Annotated in this window: 13 protein-coding genes; all 13 read right to left on the reverse strand. The window is 64.4% G+C overall.

Translation table 11 applies throughout. The features are described 5' to 3' along the window. Positions 1-37 precede the first annotated feature (37 nt). The 13 genes from WS61_RS01685 to WS61_RS01745 all read right to left on the reverse strand — a co-directional run bounded on the left by WS61_RS01685 (position 38) and on the right by WS61_RS01745 (position 19,349). On the reverse strand, positions 38-760 hold the full coding sequence (locus WS61_RS01685; protein ID WP_059499094.1) for an amino acid ABC transporter permease: 723 nt from the start codon (positions 758-760) through the stop codon (positions 38-40). A 2-nt stretch (positions 761-762) separates the two neighbouring features. After that, entirely contained in the window at positions 763-1,485 is a 723-nt protein-coding gene (locus tag WS61_RS01690; RefSeq protein ID WP_059498963.1) for an amino acid ABC transporter permease, read from the reverse strand. 92 nt (positions 1,486-1,577) lie between these two features. Then, a complete protein-coding gene (locus WS61_RS01695; protein WP_059498964.1) occupies positions 1,578-2,393 on the reverse strand; it encodes an ABC transporter substrate-binding protein in 816 nt (271 codons plus the stop codon). A gap of 181 nt (positions 2,394-2,574) precedes the next feature. Continuing rightward, complete coding sequence (locus WS61_RS01700; protein WP_257126159.1) at positions 2,575-3,693, reverse strand: fimbrial protein; 1,119 nt, start codon at positions 3,691-3,693, stop codon at positions 2,575-2,577. 124 nt (positions 3,694-3,817) lie between these two features. Then, on the reverse strand, positions 3,818-6,814 hold the full coding sequence (locus WS61_RS01705) for a GLUG motif-containing protein (RefSeq protein ID WP_059498966.1): 2,997 nt from the start codon (positions 6,812-6,814) through the stop codon (positions 3,818-3,820). A gap of 80 nt (positions 6,815-6,894) precedes the next feature. Continuing rightward, entirely contained in the window at positions 6,895-7,686 is a 792-nt protein-coding gene (locus tag WS61_RS01710) for a molecular chaperone (protein WP_059498967.1), read from the reverse strand. Between the two features lie 4 nt (positions 7,687-7,690). After that, entirely contained in the window at positions 7,691-10,342 is a 2,652-nt protein-coding gene (locus tag WS61_RS01715; protein ID WP_059498968.1) for a fimbria/pilus outer membrane usher protein, read from the reverse strand. Between the two features lie 167 nt (positions 10,343-10,509). Then, positions 10,510-11,220, reverse strand: coding sequence for a molecular chaperone (locus WS61_RS01720; RefSeq protein ID WP_257126160.1), 711 nt, complete (start codon positions 11,218-11,220; stop codon positions 10,510-10,512). A gap of 72 nt (positions 11,221-11,292) precedes the next feature. Further along, a complete protein-coding gene (locus tag WS61_RS01725; protein ID WP_059498970.1) occupies positions 11,293-11,877 on the reverse strand; it encodes a fimbrial protein in 585 nt (194 codons plus the stop codon). A 940-nt stretch (positions 11,878-12,817) separates the two neighbouring features. Continuing rightward, positions 12,818-14,122 carry an MFS family transporter gene (locus WS61_RS01730; RefSeq protein ID WP_059498971.1) on the reverse strand — a complete coding sequence of 435 codons (1,305 nt, stop codon included), beginning with the start codon at positions 14,120-14,122 and terminating at the stop codon, positions 12,818-12,820. Positions 14,123-14,356: 234 nt separating this feature from the next. Further along, positions 14,357-16,036, reverse strand: coding sequence for a SpoVR family protein (locus tag WS61_RS01735; RefSeq protein ID WP_059498972.1), 1,680 nt, complete (start codon positions 16,034-16,036; stop codon positions 14,357-14,359). Beyond that, complete coding sequence (locus WS61_RS01740; RefSeq protein WP_034207259.1) at positions 16,033-17,301, reverse strand: YeaH/YhbH family protein; 1,269 nt, start codon at positions 17,299-17,301, stop codon at positions 16,033-16,035. The genes WS61_RS01735 and WS61_RS01740 overlap by 4 nt, the downstream gene beginning before the upstream one ends. Positions 17,302-17,426: 125 nt before the next feature. Then, a complete protein-coding gene (locus tag WS61_RS01745; RefSeq protein ID WP_027784391.1) occupies positions 17,427-19,349 on the reverse strand; it encodes a PrkA family serine protein kinase in 1,923 nt (640 codons plus the stop codon). Positions 19,350-19,609: the final 260 nt, after the last annotated feature.

Here is a 19,609-nt window from a genome sequence, read left to right on the forward strand (position 1 = left end):
CACCGGAAATCCGCCGCCTGCATCGGGCGGCACGCCGTCACCGCGCGGGTTCGGTGCGCTCCGCCGCCTGCGCGATGCGCGGCGCCCTCGGGCGCCGCGACAGCAACCACCGCGCCGCGCCGTCGAGCGACGTGCACAGCACCAGATAGATCGCCGCGACGAACAGGAAGATCGGCGCCGGATACACCATCAGCCGGTTGTTCACCTGGGTCGCGACGAACGACAGTTCCGGCACGCCGACGATATACGCGAGCGACGTGTCCTTCACGAGCGCGACCCACTGGTTGACGAACGACGGCGTCATGATCCGGATCGCCTGCGGCAGCAGCACGTAGCGCACCGTCTGCCAGCGCGTGAGGCCAAGCGACAGCCCGGCCTGCCATTGCCCGTCGCCCGCTGCGACGATCCCCGCATGCACCGCATGCGCGAGATACGCGCCGCCGACCAGCGCCAGCGCGCACACGACCGTCGCGAGCCCCGGCACATCCATGTGCAGCAGCACGGGCATCAGGAAATACGTCCAGAAGATCAGCATCAGCACCGGAATCGCGCGAAAGAAGCCGATGAACGCGAGCAGCAGCACGCGCGCCGGGCCGCGTGCGAGCGCCATCGCGACGCCGAGCGCCACGCCGAGCCCGGCCGACGCAATCGCGGACGCGAGCGCCAGCACCAGCGACAGCGCGGCACCGCCGAGCGGGCCGTCCGGAAACGCGCCGACGAGCAGGTACGGCAAATTGGAGACGAGCAGCGAAAGATCCATCGTCAGCGCCCCGCTCCGAGCCGGTCGCGCCATTGCGTCGCCGCGTACGCACCGGCCTCGATCGCGGCCACCGCCGCGACGTACAGCAGCGTCGCGACGCCGAACGCGGCGAACGTCCTGAACGTTTCGGTCTCGACCTGCCGCGACGCATACGACAACTCGGCGACGCCGATCGCCATCGCGAGCGACGAGTTCTTCACGAGATTCATGTATTGGCCGAACAGCGGCGGCAGCGCGATGCGCACGGCCTGCGGCAGCACCACGTAGTGCAGCGACTGCATCGGCGTGAGTCCGAGCGCGGCCGCCGCATCGTGTTGCGCACGTCGCACGCCGCGCAGGCCGGCTTCGCATTCCTCGGCGACGAATGCCGCCGTATAGGCGCTCAAGCCGACCCAGCCCGCGACGAATTCGAACGACGGCCACGCGAGCGTCAACGGGCCCACGCTCACCGCATGGCGCGCGTTGAGCCACGCGACCCACGTATCGGGCAGCAACGACGCGACGCCGAAATACCAGAACAGCAACTGCACGAGCAGCGGCGTGTTGCGAAACGCGACGACGTATGCGGCGGCGACCGTGCGCGGCGCCCTGCCGCGCGCATGCCGCATCACGGCGAGCAGTAGCCCGCCGACGGTCGCGGCGACGGCCGACGCGGCCGCGAGGCCGAGTGTCAGCAGGAAGCCCTGCCAGAGCCAGGACAGATATTTGGGAGCCAACCCGAGCATGCTGTGGCGCGCGCGAAGCGCACGTTCGGATGAAAACGAAAAGCGCCGCACGGCCGACGTTCAGGCCGATCGCGGCGCACGTGCATGACCGGTCAGGTCTTGTCGCCGATACGGAAAATGCGCGTGAGCGGCGTTTTCGTGGTCGGCCCGAACCATGCGTCGTAGATCTGCGTGGCGCGACCGCTCGCCTCGAGCCCCTTCAGCGTGTCGTTGACGAAGCCGAGCAGGCGCGTCTCGCCCTTCGGCACGCCGACACCCATGTAGTCGTTCGAGATCGTGAACGCCGGGATCTCGTAGTTCTGCTTGTCGGGCACGTTCGCGAGCAGGCCGATCAGTTTCGGGCCGTCCTGCGTGATGGCCTGCACGTTGCCGGCGCGCAGCGCGGCGAACGCGAACGGCGTGTCGTCGTACGCGACGATCGTTGCCTTCGGGAATTTCTCGCGCAGCGTGATCTCGTTGGTCGTGCCCTTGTCCGCGCCGACGCGCAGGCCGTTCAACTGGTCGGCCGATTTCAGCACGCCCTTCTTCGCGAGAAACTGCTGGCCCGACGAGAAATACGGAATGCTGAAGTCGACCTGCTTCGCGCGTTCGTCGGTGATCGTGAAATTCGCGAGCACGAGATCGACCTTGCCGGACGTCAGGAACGGGATGCGGTTCGCGGGGTTCGTCGGTTGCAGTTGCAGCTTCACGCCGAGCTTGTCGGCCAGCGCCTTCGCATAATCGACGTCGAGACCGACGATGCGGTTGCTTTTCGCGTCGACATAGCCGAACGGCGGATTGCTGTCGAACGTCGCGACGCGCAGCACGCCGGCCTTCCTGATGTCGTCGAGACGGTCCGCATGCGCGACGGTGCCTGCGGTAACGAGCGCGACCCCGATGAGCCACGTAGCGAGCGTGTTGATTTTCATGAGCACGACCTGATTTGTTATGGAGGCCGCCGCGGATCGCGCGGCGGCACGGTTCGAAGAACATCGCGACGAAGTGTGTCGTCGCGAAGCCGCTAACGTATCAGCGCGCGCGGCGAACTCGAACCAATAAATGGTGCTTTGCTCTGCGGGTTTCGTGATGAGGCACGCATCGCGCGCCGCGTCACGGAAACGTGAACGAGAATTCCGCCCCACCGCCCGCATAGCCGGGCGCCAGTTCCCCGTCCGCGCCGGTACGGATGTACTGCGCACGCAGCGGCATCACCGCCATGTCGCCCGTGCGTCGCATCGGATACTCGGTCGCTGCGCCCGGCTCGCCGTACGCGATCCGCTCGCCGGTCAGCGCGTTCGTCATCACGATGTTGAATCCGCGCGCGACCGTCTGCCCTGCTGGCGCGCTCAGTTGCAGCAGCGTCTTGTCGGGATTCGGCTGCGCGGCCTTGTCGCGGAAGCTGATCGACGGCTTGGCCGACGCTGCGCACTGGCTGAGCGCGATATCGAAACTGACCGGCTTCGACGTCGCGTTCAGGCTCGGAAAATTGCTGATCGAGAAGTTGCCGAGCGTCACCGGCACGATCTCCTTCGACTGCACCTCGCAGCGGTTCGGCACATGAATCTCGCACTCGCTGCCAATGCACACGTTGCCGACCCCGACGAAAGCCTTCAACTGCTTGCAAAGGTTCGGCGGGCTTGTCTGCTCGGGCACCGCCACGGTGCCGCCGACCGTTGCGACACCTTTCGGCAAGTCGAGCGCGTAAATCGCGACGGTCGGATTGCCCGGCAGGTTCTTGACGACCAGCTTGCCCGGCGGCAATTGTGAAACCGGCTTGGCGAGCACCAGGAATTGTCGGAAGCGCATCATTCGCGAATCGGTACCCCCGGCGCCCGGCTGGATGAGTGCTTGCTTCGCGGTCGCCACCGGCAGCGTGCCTTGCTGCAGCGTGCGCTCGACGCCGTCATCGGATACGCCCGCCCATTTGAAGCCGATGCCATCGACGTTCGTCTGCGCGACGCTGTCCGCGACGATACTGCCCGGCGTCCAATGTGCCGCACTCACGAGTTCGTGTGCCGTCGGAGCCATGCTGCCGTACTTGAACGTCACCATGAGCGAAACGGTGCGCTTGTACAGGATCGCGTTGTTCGGTGTCGTGCTCGTCAACGGCGTCTGCATTTGCCAGGGTGTCGCTTCGACGTTGCTGAAACTGCAATCCAGCGCCGTCGCGTTACTACCGCTTTGCGCCATGACGTGCGTGCCGAACGCAAGCATCAGATATCCCATCATCGTCAGGCGTCGTATCGCCCGGCCGATACGCCCGGGCCTGCACCATTGAATCGTCTTCATGCTGCCCCACCTTTGTATCGCTGGCTGGCGGGCGTGCCGATCGGCACGCCCGCCAGCCATTGCATTACTCGATCACACCGAGATTGAGACCGGCGATCTTTTGCAGCGCAGCTTCGCCGGACGCGATGCTGTTGCGGAAGATGCCTCGGTTGATACCGACGAGGCCGCCGAAGGTCTGGCCCGACGATCCGTTGACCCGCCCGCTCGCGACGGAGCGCTCGACAAATCCGGTGTTCATGCCGATCAAGCCGCCGAGTGTCGAATAGCAGCCGGCGCCGACCATGCCCGATGCCGACGCGTCACGCACCGTACCGAGGTTTTCGCCAGTAAAACCGCCCACCGTGCTCGACCCACCGCCCGTCACGTTGCCGGTTGCCGACGCGGCCTCGATCGTGCCGGACGTCGTGTTGGCGCCGGCAAAACCGCCCACCGACGCGCCAAACCCGCCAGACACGTCGCCGCTCGCATCGACGTTGCCCAGTTCGGCCGCGTTGCTGCCGACGAAGCCGCCCGTCTTGCTGTAGTTGCCGCCCGTCGTCTTGCCGCGCGCGACCGCGTGTACAATCCGTCCGCCGAGATGACTGCCGACGAAGCCGCCGTTGGTGCCCTGGCCGCCTTTCACCGCGCCATGCGCTTCCGCCATGTCGATGATCGCGTTCGGACCCAGGTTCATGCCGACGAAGCCGCCCGTCGAACCCGTCGATGCGCTCCAGACCTCGCCCAGCGCCTTGCTGTCGGTCACGATCCCCTGGTTCAACCCGACGAAACCACCGATCGCTTGCGCATATCGACCGTCGACGATGCCGCTCGCACTCGACTTGACGATCTTGCCGGTATTGCTGCCGACGAGGCCGCCCACCGTACCGCCCGAGCCGCCTGTCACGCGGCCCAGCGCGGCCGAGTCCTCGATCATGCCGAGCAGGTTCGCCCCCACCAGTCCACCCACGTTCACGCCGGCGATATTGGCGCCCGACGTGGTGCCGCGGCTCGTCGACCGGAGAATGTCGCCGCCCCGGTTCACGCCGACGAGCCCGCCGATCGACGCGAGATTCGATGCACCGCCGAATACGGTCGCATTCGATTCGCTGTCGGACACGACACCGGAGAGCTCGCCGACGCGGTTCTCGCCGATCAGGCCGCCGACCGCATACGACATGTGGTTGCCTGTCACATATCCGGCAAACGATGCGCGGGACATCTCGCCCAGATTGGTGCCGACCAGCCCACCCAGCGCATTGCTGCGGTTGGCGTTCGCATTGACCTGCATGCCGGTTGCGGTCACGTTCGAAATCTTGCCGGCGTTTTCGCCCACCAGCCCGCCGATGGACACCGGACCGACGCCCGCCGCGGCGCTGACGCGCAACGACTTCAGGTTGAGGTTGGCAAGCGTGCCGGTGTTGCGGCCGAACAGCCCGGCGTACGGGTCGCTGCTCGTAATGTTGAGGTTGCTGATCGTGTTGCCGAGGCCGTCGAACACACCGGAGAACTGTGCTCCCGAACCAATCGTCTTGAACGCGGAGCCGTAATAGGAACCCGCGATGTCGTTGCCGAGCACGTACAGCCCGTCGAGATTCGCATCGACCGCCTGCAGCTGCTGCAGGTTCTGGATCACGGTATAGCGATACCCGTTCGATTCGAAACCGGCCCGTGCCCCCGACAGCTTCACTGCCGCACCGCCCGTCAGCGATTGCGCGACGCCGTAGTCGAGCGTCAGAAGCGCATTCGCGCCGGTCAGCGCGATCGGCGCCGCGATCCGCACGTTGTCGTGTGCGTTAATCGCGAAGTGTGCATTCGCGCCTGTCGCGCGCAGCGCGCCGTTGATCGACACGTCGCCCTGCCGGCTGGCCAGCGTCAAGCGATTGCCGCCGGCCCAGGTAACGGCTCCGTCGACCGAGGTGTGGCCGCGATCGGCGACCAGCTCGACATCGGTGGTCGCGAGATTGCGCGACAGCGTGTCGGCCACGATCGTACCGGGCTGGTTCGCACCGGCCGTGACCGACACGTCGGACGATGCGATGCGCCAGGAGCCGCCGCGACCGTTGGTCGCGCGCGTATCGACCGTTGCACCGAGCGCCACCTTCACGTCCGCGCCGCGCGTGTCGACCGTGCCGCCGTTGCCCGGTGCCGTCGCGCTCGCATTCAGCACACCAGCGACGTTCACGGTGCCGGCATCGTAGCCATCCAGCGAGATCCGGCCCGCCGTATTCCTGAGCGTGCGCGCCTCGATGGTGCCTTGATTGTTGACTACCGTACGCAGCAACGTATCGGCGGTTTTGGCGTTCATCAGCACCTGTCCGCCGTCGGCTTTCAGCAATTGTTCGTTGCTGACGAGCGCGTTGACGGTTCCCTGGTCGACCTGCACGCTGAGCAGCTTGCCGCCGTCGAAGTTCAGCGTGACGTCGCTGCCCGACGCCAGTGCAACGGTGCCCATCTGTGCCTGGACGATTCCCCTGTTGAACACGCGCGCGCCCAGCAGGGCGACCGACCCGCCTTCGCGCGCCACGAGATTGCCGAAGTTCTGCACTTCGCTCGGACTCCGGCCGGAGAACCGGAAGCGGCCTGCGTCGAAGTCTTCGTTCCTGATGTCCAGCGTCGTCGCCAGCAGCCCGCCGACATTGACCTGCGCACCCTTGCCGAACAGGATGCCGTTGGGATTGACGAGAAACACGCGGCCGTTCGCGTCGATGTTGCCGTAGATCGCGCTGCCGTCCTGGCTGACGACCCGGTTCAGCGCGATCGACGTCGCGGCCGGCTGGTTGAACGTGACACGCTGCCCTTTGTCGACGTTGAACGACTGCCAGTTCGTCACCAGTTTGTCGCTGTGCTGGTTGATCGACATCTGCTGCCCGTTGTCGTAGCGAAGCATGTCGGCTTTCCCGGACACGATCGTCTCGCCCGTCGGCAGCGCATGCACGGACGTCGCTGCGCCGCCCGCAAGCAGCGTCAGCACCGCGACGACACGCGCTCGCGTGCTGGACTTGCCGCGCCGGCGTACCCGTTCGCCGGCGACCTGCCAGGCGCCTTGTCGGTCGTTCCACACCAGAGCATAGGTCTTGTTCACTTTCGTTTTCCCTTGTTGTAGTTGAATCCCTGCCGATACCCCCGGCAGGACGGGTCCTGCAAACATTGACGTGCCGCTCGTCACGGCGGCGCGGCCCGCGCGCGGTATTCGTGCGACGCACCGCTCTCGTCGACGGCGTCGAACACGATCGCGCCCGCGCCGGCCCGCATGCCGATCGGAATCTCGGCCCGGCCGAACGGCGCGACGTCCACCGCGCCGCTCTCCAGCACGACGGGTTCGCCGTTCACCGACAGGCGCGTCAGCGTCACGTAGTACGGTGTGGGGTTGCGCGCGGCGACCGATGCAGCGGCCTGCGTGCCGCCGTGCGTCCATACGAGCCGGTTCGGCGCGTCGTCGGGTTCGCCATCGAGACCGGGCGGCCGAACCAGCAGCTTCATCCTGAGCCGGTACGCGATGCGCAGTACGTGCTCGCCAGTCGGCGCGGCCGGCGGCACTTCGAGCAGATTGATCCAGAAGCACGCCTCGCGGTCCGTGGGAAGGCCGCCGCCGACGGCCTGCACGCGAATGGACAGCGGCTGCCCCGGATCGAGCCGCGCAAGCGGCGGCGCGACGACGAACGGCACGCGCAGACGGCTCGGATCGGCATCCGGGTCGCCGTCGTCGAGCCACGCCTGCACGAGGATCGGGGCGCTCCCGCCGTTGCGGGCGAGGATCGTCAGCGCGCGCGCATTGCCCGGATAGACGAACCGCGTGCCGACCACGGAGAGAGACGCCTCGCACCGGACCGCGCCGACGCTCGCGACACAGGCCAGCACGAGCGCGCGCAGGACGCGACCGGTATCCGGGCGGCGGCACCCACGACGCGACGACAGCCGCGCAAGCGGGACATCACGAAAGCGTGAACGATGCATCGTGTTAGCGCCCTCCGTCGTGCTCGGCTCGCGATGCGACGGCGTCCCGCGTCACCGTCGCCGCGCGGCAGGTACCCGTCAGCATCACGTAGCCCGTCCCCGCACGCTGCGCAGCCGGTATCGTGTAATCGATCACGCACTGCTGGTCCGCACGCGGTCCCCATTCGACACGAATCCGGCCGTCGTCCGCGGCGCTGCGTACGAACAGTCGGCTGCCCTGGCCGACCACGCCGAGCGCCGCGCCGGTGCGTGCGTCGAACGCGCGTGCCGCGAACGCCAGCGGCCGCCCTTCGTCGGTCTGTGCGTCGATCAGCAGCGCGCGCGCCTTCAGCGTGTCGTAAGACAGCATGACGATCGACCCCGAGCGCGGGGCAACACTGCGCGACACCGTCTTCAGCTCGACGTTCTCCGGAATGTCCTTCGGGTCGATGTCGATCTTGTTGAGCTGATACGGAATGAGGCTCGGCACGATCGCGTAGCCGAAGCGGTCGACGCGCGCGCTCGTGTTCGCGACCTGTGCGCCGCGCGCGTGCGGCGCGTGCACGACGCCGATGGTCTCGCTCAACGTGGGTGCCGGCGTCAGGCCGCCCGGATGCAGCACGAGGCCGCCCGTCGCGTTCGCCGAAGCCTGCTGGTAGTCGCGCCCGATGCCCAGATTCGCCGACACGGACACGGCCGGCCGCTGATAGCCGATGCCGAAACTGCCCGACGATGCGCGATTGTTGCCGTCATAGCTCGACGCCAGCGAGTACGATCCGTCGCCCCGCTCGCCGAAGCGGCCCGCGAGGCTCGCCGTGGCGCTCGTGCCGGCGCTGCTGTCATGCGTCACGAGCGAGCTGAAGATCGGCGCACGCCGCGAATTGCGGCCCAGCGGAATCGACACGTTCACGCTCGCGAGCGTGCTGCCTGCGCCACCCCCGAACGACGGCTCGCGTCCGGACAGGTTGCGCACGCGCTGCACCGACGCGGTCACCGTGGCATCGCGCCACTGCGTGCTGTAGCCGAGCGTGAAACTGACCGTCCGCCCGCCGCCCGCCCAGTAGCTGAGCGCCGATCCGTTCGCATAAACGCTGCCCGCACTCCCGATCTGCTGGCTCACGTTGAGATCGACCCGATCGCGCAAACGCGCAAACGTGGCCGCCCCGGCGCCCTGATCGCCCCGGCCGTTCAGCAGCATCGCGTCGCGCAGGCCGAGATAGCCTTTCGTGGAATAGCGATACGCGAGCAGCGAGAAGTTCGTCCCGCTGTTCGGCAGGTTCTTGCTGTACGACACGCGAATGCTCGAACCGGTCAGGCGCTCGCTGCCGCGCGGCTGCGTGCGCGCGATCGTGATGTCCGCCCCGAAGCCGCCGATCGACGTATTGAGCGCGACACCCATCAGCGCGGACTGGTAGCGGCTCGCGAACGCGGCGCCGCCATAAGCCGTCACGGCATTGCTGACGCCGCGCTGCACGGTGAACTGGCCGACGTACTGCTTGCCGATATCGTCGCCGAGTTCGATCGCCTGCCCCGCCATCACGCTGAACCGCGTGCTGCCCGGACGCAGCAGTTGCACCGTCGTCGCGAACGGCACCACGAAGCTGCGCGTCTCTCCGTTGGCCTCGGTCACCGTCACGTTCAGGTCGCCGCCGTAGCTCATCGCCTGCAGATTGTCGATCGCGAACGGTCCGGGCGCGACGGTCGTCTCGTGCACCAGATAGCCGCGTTGATAGATCGACACCTTGGCGTTCGACTGCGCGACGCCGCGCACGACGGGAGCGTAGTAGCGCTGCTCGTCGGGCAGCATCCTGTCGTCGCTCGCGATTTGCACGCCGCGAAACGACACGGCGTCGAACATCGAACCGCTGGTCGAGCTCTCGCCCGCCAGCAACTGCGCGCGCCAGTCGGACAGATCGGTTTGGGCATACACGTAGCCGCGCTGATAGCGCGCGCCGCTGCGCTGCGACCACGTCAGGTTGCCGTTGTGACGGATCCGGATAGGCCCGGCGCTCGCCGCCATCGACAGGCCCGTATAGAACTGCGAATACTCGTAACCGCTCGAACGCGTCGTAAACGCACTCGCGTTGTAGTTCAGCCATGCGGCCGGCACGCCGTTCGTCCAATGCGACGGGTCGACGTATGTGCTCTGGCTCGCGAGCCGCATGTAGAGCTGAGGCGCAGTCAAATACAGCCTCTGCTCGGCCGCGTCGAACGACAGCGCGCCGCCGGGCACGTAGCGGGACAACGCATCGCAGATCGACCCGTCGGGCATCGGATTCGGCGGCTGGCTGCCATCCTGGCCGCGCGCGCTTCGATCCAGATCGATGCCCGCGCGCTGCAGCAGCGCGCGATCGTAGCAAGGCAGCACGTCACCGCGCACATCATGACGGAACATGATGTCTTCCACGCCGCGCCACTGCCCGTTGACGATCAGGTCGACGCGATGCATGCCGGGCACGACCGCGTTCGGCCGTGCGAACGGCGTCGTATCGATCGGCTCGCTGCCCGCGCCGTGCATCAGCATCGAATCGTCGAAGTGCGTGTCCCCGCCTGTCGACACGCTCAATGCCGCGTTCGCGGTCGAGCGGCGCGTGCCGTCCCGCCCGGCCGGCTCGACCGTATCCGCCGTCGCGGCGAAACCGTCCGTCCCCGACACCATCGCGATCGATGCGAACACGGATGTGACGGCCAGCAGACAAGGACGCTGCAGAAACCGCGGCGCACATGAAAATTGAAAACCAGCCGAACTCAGCATGAGGATACAGTTGTTTCGCATGCCGAATCTATTTTCGTGATCCGGCATGCTGTGTCGTGCCTTCGAGATGTGCTATGTGAACCTGTTGCTCAATCGGTCAATTTTTTAGTTATCGTGCTGCGGCCGCCGTAGTCGTCGATCGCCATGTAGCGCACGGCCGTCGGACGCTGCGAACGCGCGGCGGCGGCGGGCAACGGGAAGCGCTGCGACCCGAACGGGGCGACCATCCCGCCGCCGGCCGGGACGAAGGTTCCGCCGACGTCGCCCTCCACCATGCCGAACGACACGTAGTACGGCGTCGGATTGGAAACCTCCAGCGATATCGGCTGCCCGCGCGCAGGCGCCGCATCGGCCGATACTTTCCAGACCAGCTTGTCCGCTGCGGTGTCGGCGTCGTTCGCGAGCGCCGTGGGCCGGTAGAACAGTTTGATGCGGGTCCGGAACGCGAAGCGCAAGCGGTTGTCCGCGTCCTGCGTCACTGCCGGCACCTCGAGCACGTTCAGCCAGAACACCGATTCGCGGTCGGCGGGCAGTTGTGCCTGCAGGTTCGTGATGCGCAGCACGGCGTTGCGTCCGGTTTCGACGCGCACCAAGGTCGGCGCAACCAGGAACGGTGTGCGCATCTCCTCGGGCGGCACATCGGCGCGGCCGTCGTCGATCCAGCTCTGCGCGAGTACCGGCTCGGTACCGGCGTTTTTCATCCGGACCGTCACATCGCGGGCATGCTCCGGAAAAATCACCCGGGTACCGTCCAGCAGCAGTGCCGCCTGTGCCGGCGCGGCACAGGCGGCCCACGCCACGACACCGGCCACGGCTTGCACACGAAGGGAACGAATGGACAGGTTCATGACGTGGAGCAGGGATTGCATCGATCAGTGGTACGCGAGCACGTAGCGGATGAACGAGTTGCCCGAACCGGTCTTGATCGCAGCCGGCGCGGCCGTCGATACGTATTGCGCCGTATAGGTCAGCGTGGCGGTGTTGTTCGCGACCGTCGCGACTTGGGCATCCGCGATGTTCTGCGGCTGACCGAGCATGATCTTGCCGTTCTTGCCGTTGCCCGCATCCTTGAGCTGGATTTCGATGCCTTCCGCCGGCTTGGTGCCGACGAGTTTCAGGTTGCCGGTCACCGGATTGATGTTGATCGACCGCTGATCGAATTCGACCAGAACCTTCGTGCCGTCGGTACACCCTGCATTGCCGCCGATGTTCAGGTTGAACGTGACGGGATTCGAAGTCTTGCCGATTTCGGTGAACGTGTCCGTGCCGATGCGGTCGCCGAGTTGCACTTCCTTGCGGTTGCCGGCGCCCGGCGCTGCGCCGTCGATGTTGCAGGTGACGTCGGAAATGCTGCCGTAGAACGCGAGCTCGCCGTCGAATGCGTGGGAAACCGACGGCACGAGCGCAGCACTTGCGATACCTGCGGCGACGCAACCCCGGAGCAGATTCATCTTCATCGTTGAATTCCTTTAAAAATAGATGTTTTCTCGGAACAACCCGTTCACGTGCCGGCATTCGATCGTTTCGCCGATTGCCCGCAGCACGAACCTGGTCGTCTTATTCCGGAAGAAAGGCTGACCTCATCCGCGAATTTGACGGCCAGCGAAATTCTATTAATCAAAATGATTTATCGATATCGTACGGGTACGAATTATTCCATTCGCTTATCGAAGCATGTGGAATTCGAATGAACGCGGCAATCGCGAGCGGCAGGCAGCCGACGATGCTGGCGCAGCAAGGGCGCACGGCACTTCGACCGATAGTCGATAACGGAACGACGAGGCGAAAGAAGGCCCGGCGAGCGTCCGTTATTGCACGCGCAAAATCCAGGCCAATTGCATTATTTTGTTAACAACAGTTTCAAATCATCTCCCATCCAATAATTTTCTCATTGGAATTGACATGTATTCAGAAAAATCTCATGTGCACGCCCCTCGCGACTCATTTTAAAAGGGTAACCAATCGAGAATATTGCACACCAGAATCAGCATTTTCCTTTTCCATGCCGATTCGTCATTGCGGGCCGCCGGTCGTTTCGCAATCGCATCGATATACGCGTCGTTACCGACTTGTCCCATATGCGTTGTTCGGGTCCGGCGCTGCCTTCCCGCCGCCTCGAGCGGCAACGAACGCAGCGCCAAAAAAAACGCCCGCTGCAAGCAGCGGGCGCGAATCCCAGTCAAGGAGGTGTCACACGAACTACGGGTCCAGCATAAAAGGATCGACCATCGTCGACAACGAAGCGATTGCGATATCGATATCGTCGCCGTGCGGATGAGCTTCCGAGTCGGCGCGCCCCATAAACGAAACGGCGCTCCGCCGTCCGGGAGGAGCGCCGCTGGCTATCCGTGGCGGCGGGCAGCGCCGGCCGCCGGCCGGGCTATGCTCCGCGGCCGATCACGGCTCGTGGCGCAAATACCCTTCCTTGCTCGGATCGCGCATGCGCCACGACACGATCAGGGAGATCGCGCACAGCACGGTCACGTACCAGTAGAAGGTTTCCTCGCTGCCGATCGACTTGAACCACAGCGCGACGTACTCGGCCGAGCCGCCGAAGATCGCGTTCGCGACCGCATACGACAGGCCCACCCCCATCGCGCGCACTTCCGGCGGGAACATCTCGGCCTTGATGAGGCCGCTGATCGACGTGTAGAAGCTGACGATCGCCAGCGCAACCGTGACCAGCACGAACGCGGCCACGGGGCTCGTCACGTCCTTCAGCGCATGCATCAGCGGCACCGTGCCGATCACCGCGAACGAACCGAACAGGATCATCGACGTGCGGCGGCCGATCTTGTCCGACAGCGCGCCGAACACCGGCTGCATCAGCATGTAGACGAGCAGCGCGACGGTCATCACGTTGCTGGCCGTCTTCGCCTGCATGCCGGCCGTGTTCACGAGGTACTTCTGCATGTACGTCGTGAACGTGTAGAAGATCAGCGAGCCGCCGGCCGTGAAGCCGACCACCGTGAAGAACGCCCCCTTGTGCTGCCACACGCCGCGGATCGTGCCGGCGTCCTTCTTGTCGCGCGATGCGCTCGTCGACGTCTCGTCGAGCGACTTTCGCAGGTACAGCGAGATCAGCGCGGCCGCCGCGCCGACCACGAACGGAATGCGCCAGCCCCACGCTTTCAGCTCACCGGCCGACAGCGTCTGCTGCAGGATCACGAGCACCAGCAGCGCGCACAGCTGGCCGCCGATCAGCGTCACGTACTGGAACGACGCAAAGAAGCCGCGACGGCCCTTCAGCGCCACTTCACTCATGTAGGTCGCGCTCGTACCGTACTCGCCGCCCACCGACAGGCCCTGGAACAGGCGCGCGACCAGCAGCAGCGCCGGCGCGAGCGCACCGATCTGCGCATAGGTCGGCAGCACCGCGATCACGAGCGAGCCGCCGCACATCATCAGCACCGAGATCATCATCGCCGTGCGACGGCCGTGACGGTCGGCGATGCGGCCAAACAGCCAGCCGCCGATCGGACGCATCAGGAAGCCGGCCGCGAACACGCCCGCCGTGTTCAGCAGCTGGGTCGTCGTGTTGCCGCTCGGGAAGAATGCCGGCGCGAAGTACAGCGCGCAGAACGAGTAGATATAGAAGTCGAACCACTCGACGAGGTTGCCCGATGAGGCGCCGACGATGGCGAACACGCGCCGCCGGGTGTCATGCGCGGACAGCGCAGCTTGGTCGGTCTGGACGTCCATGGGTTGGTCTGTTCCTTTTAGTACTTTCTGGGCGAGACGGCTGGGGCCGCCGCGTGCGGTCGCACGTGGCACCGGTTCCGGCGCACGGCGCTACGGGATTTTAGCGAAATGTAAAGTAACAAGCGCTCCGGGTTCGTCCGGATGTAGAAAATTTTTCTCCCGCCACGCGTTCGTCACATGAAAACGCCAGCCTTCAGGCTGGCGTCCGATGCAAACATTTTCGCTTGGCGACGATCACACGCGCACTTCCGGCGGCACGTAGCGGCACTCGTAGCGCTTGCGTACGGTGCCGGCCTCGTCGACGCTTTCCAGGTACACGTCGAACTGCCAGAGCCGCGCCATGTGCTTGAGCACCTCTTCGCTGTCGTTCGACAGGTGGCGGTTGTCGGTCATGAAGTGACGCAGCGTAAGGCTACGGTCGCCGCGCGTGTTGACGGCCCATACCTGGATGTTCGGCTCGCGATGATGGATGTCGTACTGCCGCGACAACGCCTGCCGCACGTACTGATAGCCGGAATCGTCGTGGATCGCCGATACCTCGAGCGAGTCGCGCATGTCGTCGTCGAGCACCGAGAAGAGCCGCATCTCGCGAATCAGGTTCGGCGACAGGTACTGCGCGATGAAGCTCTCGTCCTTGAAGTTGCGCATCGCATAGTGCATCGCCGGCAGCCACGGCGTGCCCGCGATCTCCGGAAACCACTTGTAGTCCTCCTCCGTCGGCGCTTCGCAGATCCTTCGGATGTCGCTCATCATCGAGAAACCGAGCGCATACGGGTTGATCCCGCTGTAGTACGGCTTCGTGACGGGCGGCTGGTAGACCACGTTGCTGTGCGAATGCAGGAACTCCATCATGAAGCCGTCTTCCAGCTTCCCCTGGTTGTACAGCGTATTGAGCAGCGTGTAGTGCCAGAACGTCGCCCAGCCTTCGTTCATTACCTGCGTCTGCCGCTGCGGATAGAAATACTGGCCGATCTTGCGCACGATGCGGATCACTTCCCGCTCCCACGGTTCGAGCAGCGGCGCATTCTTCTCCGCGAAATACAGCAGGTTCTCCTGCGGCTCGGGCGGATAGCGCTCTTCCTGCTCCTCCGTCAGCTCGGGCTTCTTGCCGGGCAGCGTGCGCCACAGTTCGTTGACCTGCGACTGCAGGTACGCCTCGCGCTCGCGCCGCAGCGCCGCTTCCTTCGACAGCGACGGTTTCTGCGGCCGCTTGTAACGGTCGACGCCGTAGTTCATCAGCGCGTGGCACGAATCGAGCAGTTCCTCGACGCGATCGAGACCGTAGCGCTCCTCGCATTCCGCGACGTAGTTCTTCGCGTACACGAGATAGTCGATGATCGCGTGCGCGTCGGTCCACAGCCGGAACAGGTAGTTGCCCTTGAAGAACGAGTTGTGCCCGTACGCCGCGTGCGCGATGACGAGCGCCTGCATCGTCATCGTGTTTTCTTCCATCAGATACGCGATGCACGGGTTCGAATTGATGACGATTTCGTAGGCCAGGCCCATCTGGCCGCGGCGGTAGCTCTTTTCGGTCGCGAGGAAGTGCTTGCCGAACGACCAGTGGCGGTAGTTGACGGGCATCCCGACCGACGCATACGCATCCATCATCTGCTCGGCGCTGATCAGCTCGAGCTGGATCGGGTAGATGTCGAGCTCGTATTGTTCGGCGACCTGCGAGATGTGCGTGTCGTATTCCTCGAGCAATTCGAACGTCCAGTCGGACGGGCACGGCAGTGGCTTGCGTTCGGCAACGTTCATACGCGCTTCCTTTTGCCCGGAACCGGGCAAGTCGGCGGCCGGCGGCGACGGCTCGGCCTGCACGCGTTGCTGCGGTGCGGCAGGGCCGGCCGTGTCGTCGCCGGAAGGGCGCGGCTCGTAGCCGCGCGACTCGTTGTGCAGATGGCGGGTCGTCATGACATTTCCACCTGCTTTTCGAACAATTCGCGAAACACCGGGTAAATGTCCGCAGCCGATTCCACTTTTTTCATCGCGAGATGCGGTTGCGACAGGGCCAGTTGCGCGTATTCCAGCCACAGATTCTGCTCTTCCGGCGCGACCTGGATATACGCGAAGTAACGCGTCTTGGTGAGAATATCCTCTTCCAGGATTTTGCGACACTTCGGCGAATCGTCAGTCCAGTTGTCGCCGTCGGACGCTTGCGCGCCATAGATGTTCCACTCGGTCGGCGAGTAGCGCTCGTTCATCACCTTGCGCATCAGCTCGAGCGCGCTCGACACGACCGTGCCGCCGCTTTCGGTCGAATGGAAGAAGGTATCTTCGTCCACTTCCTCGGCGCGCGTGTGGTGACGGATGAACACCACTTCGATGCGCTCGTAGTTGCGCTTGAGGAACAGGTAAAGCAGGATGAAGAAGCGCTTCGCGAGATCCTTGCGCTGCTCGTCCATCGAGCCCGACACGTCCATCAGGCAGAACATCACGGCCTGGCTCGACGGTTGCGGCTGCTTCACGCGGTTGATGTAGCGCAGGTCGAACGGATCGATGAACGGAATCCGCCAGATGCGCCCTTTCAGGTGGTGGATCTCGGCTTCGAGCGTCGCGATTTCCGCGCGGCGGTCTTCGGTGTCGTTCTTCAGCGCTTCGAGCCGCGCCTCGAGCTCGCGCAGCTCGTTGACGAGCGGCGAGCCGAGCGCGATGCGCCGGCCGAGCGCGCTGCGCAGCGAACGCACGACGTCGATGTTGTTCGGCGTACCTTCCGCCGACCAGCCCGCGCGCACGTTCTTCCAGCTCGGCACCGTCAGCAGGTGCGTCTTCACGAGGCGCGGCAGTTCGAGATCGTCGAAGAAGTACTGCATGAACTCGTCGCGCGACAGCTCGAACACGAAGTCATCCTGCCCTTCTCCTTCGTTGCTCGCCTGACTCCCGCCGCCGCCCGAGCCGCCCTGCGGACGCGGAATCTTGTCGCCGCGCACGTAGTCCTCGTTGCCGGGGTGCACGTATTCGCGACGCCCGCCCGGCGCGTGCCGGAAATTCGGCTCCGCGATGTCCTTGCGCGGGATCGTGATGCTCTGCGTGCTCTGGATATCCTTGATGCTACGGTCGCGCACCGCGTCGGACACGGCACGACGAATGTAGTTCTTGACGCGACGCAGAAAGCGTTCGCGATTGGCGATGCTCTTGTTCTTGCCGGCCAGCCTGCGGTCGATGATTTGATGAAGCACTCCCGGTCTCCCGCTCGAAAGTCGATCTGCCGGGGCACTCGCCGCGCATGCCGTCTGCCGTCATGCGGGCGGCGCCTCTGAAAGCGCCCGGGCGGACTCGCCGTCCGGGCGCGATGCCGCGCGTGTCATGACGACTTGCGCACGCGCAGGTACCAGTCGCAAAGCAGCCTCACCTGCTTCGGCGTATAGCCCTTCGCGACCATCCGGTTCACAAAGTCCTCATGCTTGCGCTGCTCCTCCGCCGAACCCTTGGCGTTGAACGAAATCACCGGCAACAGCTCCTCGGTGTTCGAGAACATCTTCTTCTCGATCACGACGCGCAACTTCTCGTAGCTCGTCCACACGGGGTTCTTGCCGGCGTTCGCCGCCCGTGCGCGCAACACGAAGTTCACGATCTCGTTGCGGAAATCCTTTGGATTGCTGATCCCGGCCGGCTTCTCGATCTTCTCCAGCTCCGCGTTCAGCGCGGCGCGGTCGAAGCTCTCGCCCGTGTCGTGGTCGCGGAATTCCTGGTCCTGGATCCAGAAGTCCGCGTACGTGACGTAGCGATCGAAGATGTTCTGGCCGTATTCCGAATACGATTCGAGATACGCCGTCTGGATCTCCTTGCCGATGAACTCCGCGTAGCGCGACGCGAGCACGTCCTTCACGAAGGACAGGTACTTCTGCTCGGTTTCCGGCGGGAACTGCTCGCGTTCGATCTGCTGTTCGAGCACGTACATCAGGTGCACCGGGTTCGCCGCAACCTCGCTCGTATCGAAGTTGAACACACGCGACAGGATCTTGAACGCGAAGCGCGTCGATACGCCGGTCATCCCTTCGTCGACGCCCGCGTAGTCGCGATACTCCTGGTACGACTTCGCCTTCGGATCGGTATCCTTCAGGTTTTCGCCGTCGTACACCTGCATCTTCGAGAACAGGCTCGAATTCTCCGGCTCGTGCAGGCGCGACAGCACCGAGAACTGCGACATCATCTTCAGCGTGCCCGGCGCGCACACGGCCTCGGCCAGCGACGAGTTGCGGATCAGCTTCTCGTAGATCTTGATCTCTTCCGACACGCGCAGGCAGTACGGCACCTTCACGACGAAGATCCGGTCGAGCAGCGCCTCGTTGTTGCGGTTGTTGCGGAAGGCCTTCCACTCCGATTCGTTCGAGTGCGCAAGAATCACGCCGTCGAACGGAATCGCGCCGAAGCCTTCGGTGCCCTTGAAGTTGCCTTCCTGCGTGGCGGTCAGCAGCGGGTGCAGCACCTTGATCGGCGCCTTGAACATTTCGACGAATTCGAGCAGGCCCTGGTTCGCGAGGCACAGGCCGCCCGAGTAGCTATAGGCGTCGGCATCGTCCTGCGCGTACTGTTCGAGCTTGCGGATATCGACCTTGCCGACCAGCGACGAGATGTCCTGATTGTTCTCGTCGCCCGGCTCCGTCTTCGCGATGCCGACCTGCCGCAGGATCGACGGATAGCGTCGCACCACGCGGAACTGGCGGATGTCGCCGTTGTATTCGTGCAGGCGCTTGACGGCCCACGGACTCAGGATGCTTTTCAGGTAGCGGCGCGGAATGCCGTACTGTTCCTCGAGGATCGGACCATCCTCGTCGTAGTCGAACAGCCCGAGCGGCGATTCGTTGACGGGCGAGCCCTTCAGCGCATAGAACGGCACGCGCTCCATCAGTTGCTTCAGACGCTCGGCGATCGACGACTTGCCGCCGCCCACCGGGCCCAGCAGATAGAGGATCTGCTTCTTCTCTTCAAGACCTTGCGCAGCGTGGCGGAAATACGCGACCACCTGCTCGATCACCTCCTCCATTCCGTAGAACTCACGGAATGCCGGATACACCTTGATGACCTTGTTCGCGAAGATCCGCGACAGGCGCGGGTCGTTGCGGGTATCGATCTGTTCAGGTTCCCCGATTGCTTCCAGCATGCGTTCACCCGCCGTCGCATACGCGGATGGATCGTTCTTGCAGAGCGCGAGATACTCCTCCAGCGAGAGCTCTTCCTCTCGCGTTTTTTCGAAGCGGTTCGCGAAGCTGCTGTAAATATCCATGCTACCTCCCTCGCCTGAGTCTGAAGACGTGCCTGCCTTCTATGACTGCGCAGAAGCAAGCGCGTTCGAATTCATCCTAAACCCTTTCTTATTTTTTTTCACGAACTCTTCGTATGAAGTTCGTCATTCTCGACAACACCGCTTGGACAACGCATTTCGTCGTTTTACAATCGACCTCCCGAGCCGCAGAAACTGCATCCGCCGCGTCTCGTCGAACATCGAAACGGCTCGTGCGTTGGACACCTCCGACGTCGCCACCT

Source organism: Burkholderia sp. ABCPW 11, from assembly GCF_001523445.1.
Taxonomy (GTDB): domain Bacteria; phylum Pseudomonadota; class Gammaproteobacteria; order Burkholderiales; family Burkholderiaceae; genus Burkholderia.

What these genes read in the sequence shown, in the direction of transcription:
- WS61_RS01725 (WP_059498970.1), bottom strand. Translation starts at nt 11,877, where the DNA reads ATGAAGATGAATCTGCTCCGGGGTTGCGTCGCCGCAGGTATCGCAAGT.
- WS61_RS01730 (WP_059498971.1), bottom strand. Translation starts at nt 14,122, where the DNA reads ATGGACGTCCAGACCGACCAAGCTGCGCTGTCCGCGCATGACACCCGG.
- WS61_RS01690 (WP_059498963.1), bottom strand. Translation starts at nt 1,485, where the DNA reads ATGCTCGGGTTGGCTCCCAAATATCTGTCCTGGCTCTGGCAGGGCTTC.
- WS61_RS01745 (WP_027784391.1), bottom strand. Translation starts at nt 19,349, where the DNA reads ATGGATATTTACAGCAGCTTCGCGAACCGCTTCGAAAAAACGCGAGAG.
- WS61_RS01710 (WP_059498967.1), bottom strand. Translation starts at nt 7,686, where the DNA reads ATGCATCGTTCACGCTTTCGTGATGTCCCGCTTGCGCGGCTGTCGTCG.
- WS61_RS01695 (WP_059498964.1), bottom strand. Translation starts at nt 2,393, where the DNA reads ATGAAAATCAACACGCTCGCTACGTGGCTCATCGGGGTCGCGCTCGTT.
- WS61_RS01735 (WP_059498972.1), bottom strand. Translation starts at nt 16,036, where the DNA reads ATGACGACCCGCCATCTGCACAACGAGTCGCGCGGCTACGAGCCGCGC.
- WS61_RS01685 (WP_059499094.1), bottom strand. Translation starts at nt 760, where the DNA reads ATGGATCTTTCGCTGCTCGTCTCCAATTTGCCGTACCTGCTCGTCGGC.
- WS61_RS01700 (WP_257126159.1), bottom strand. Translation starts at nt 3,693, where the DNA reads ATGATGGGATATCTGATGCTTGCGTTCGGCACGCACGTCATGGCGCAA.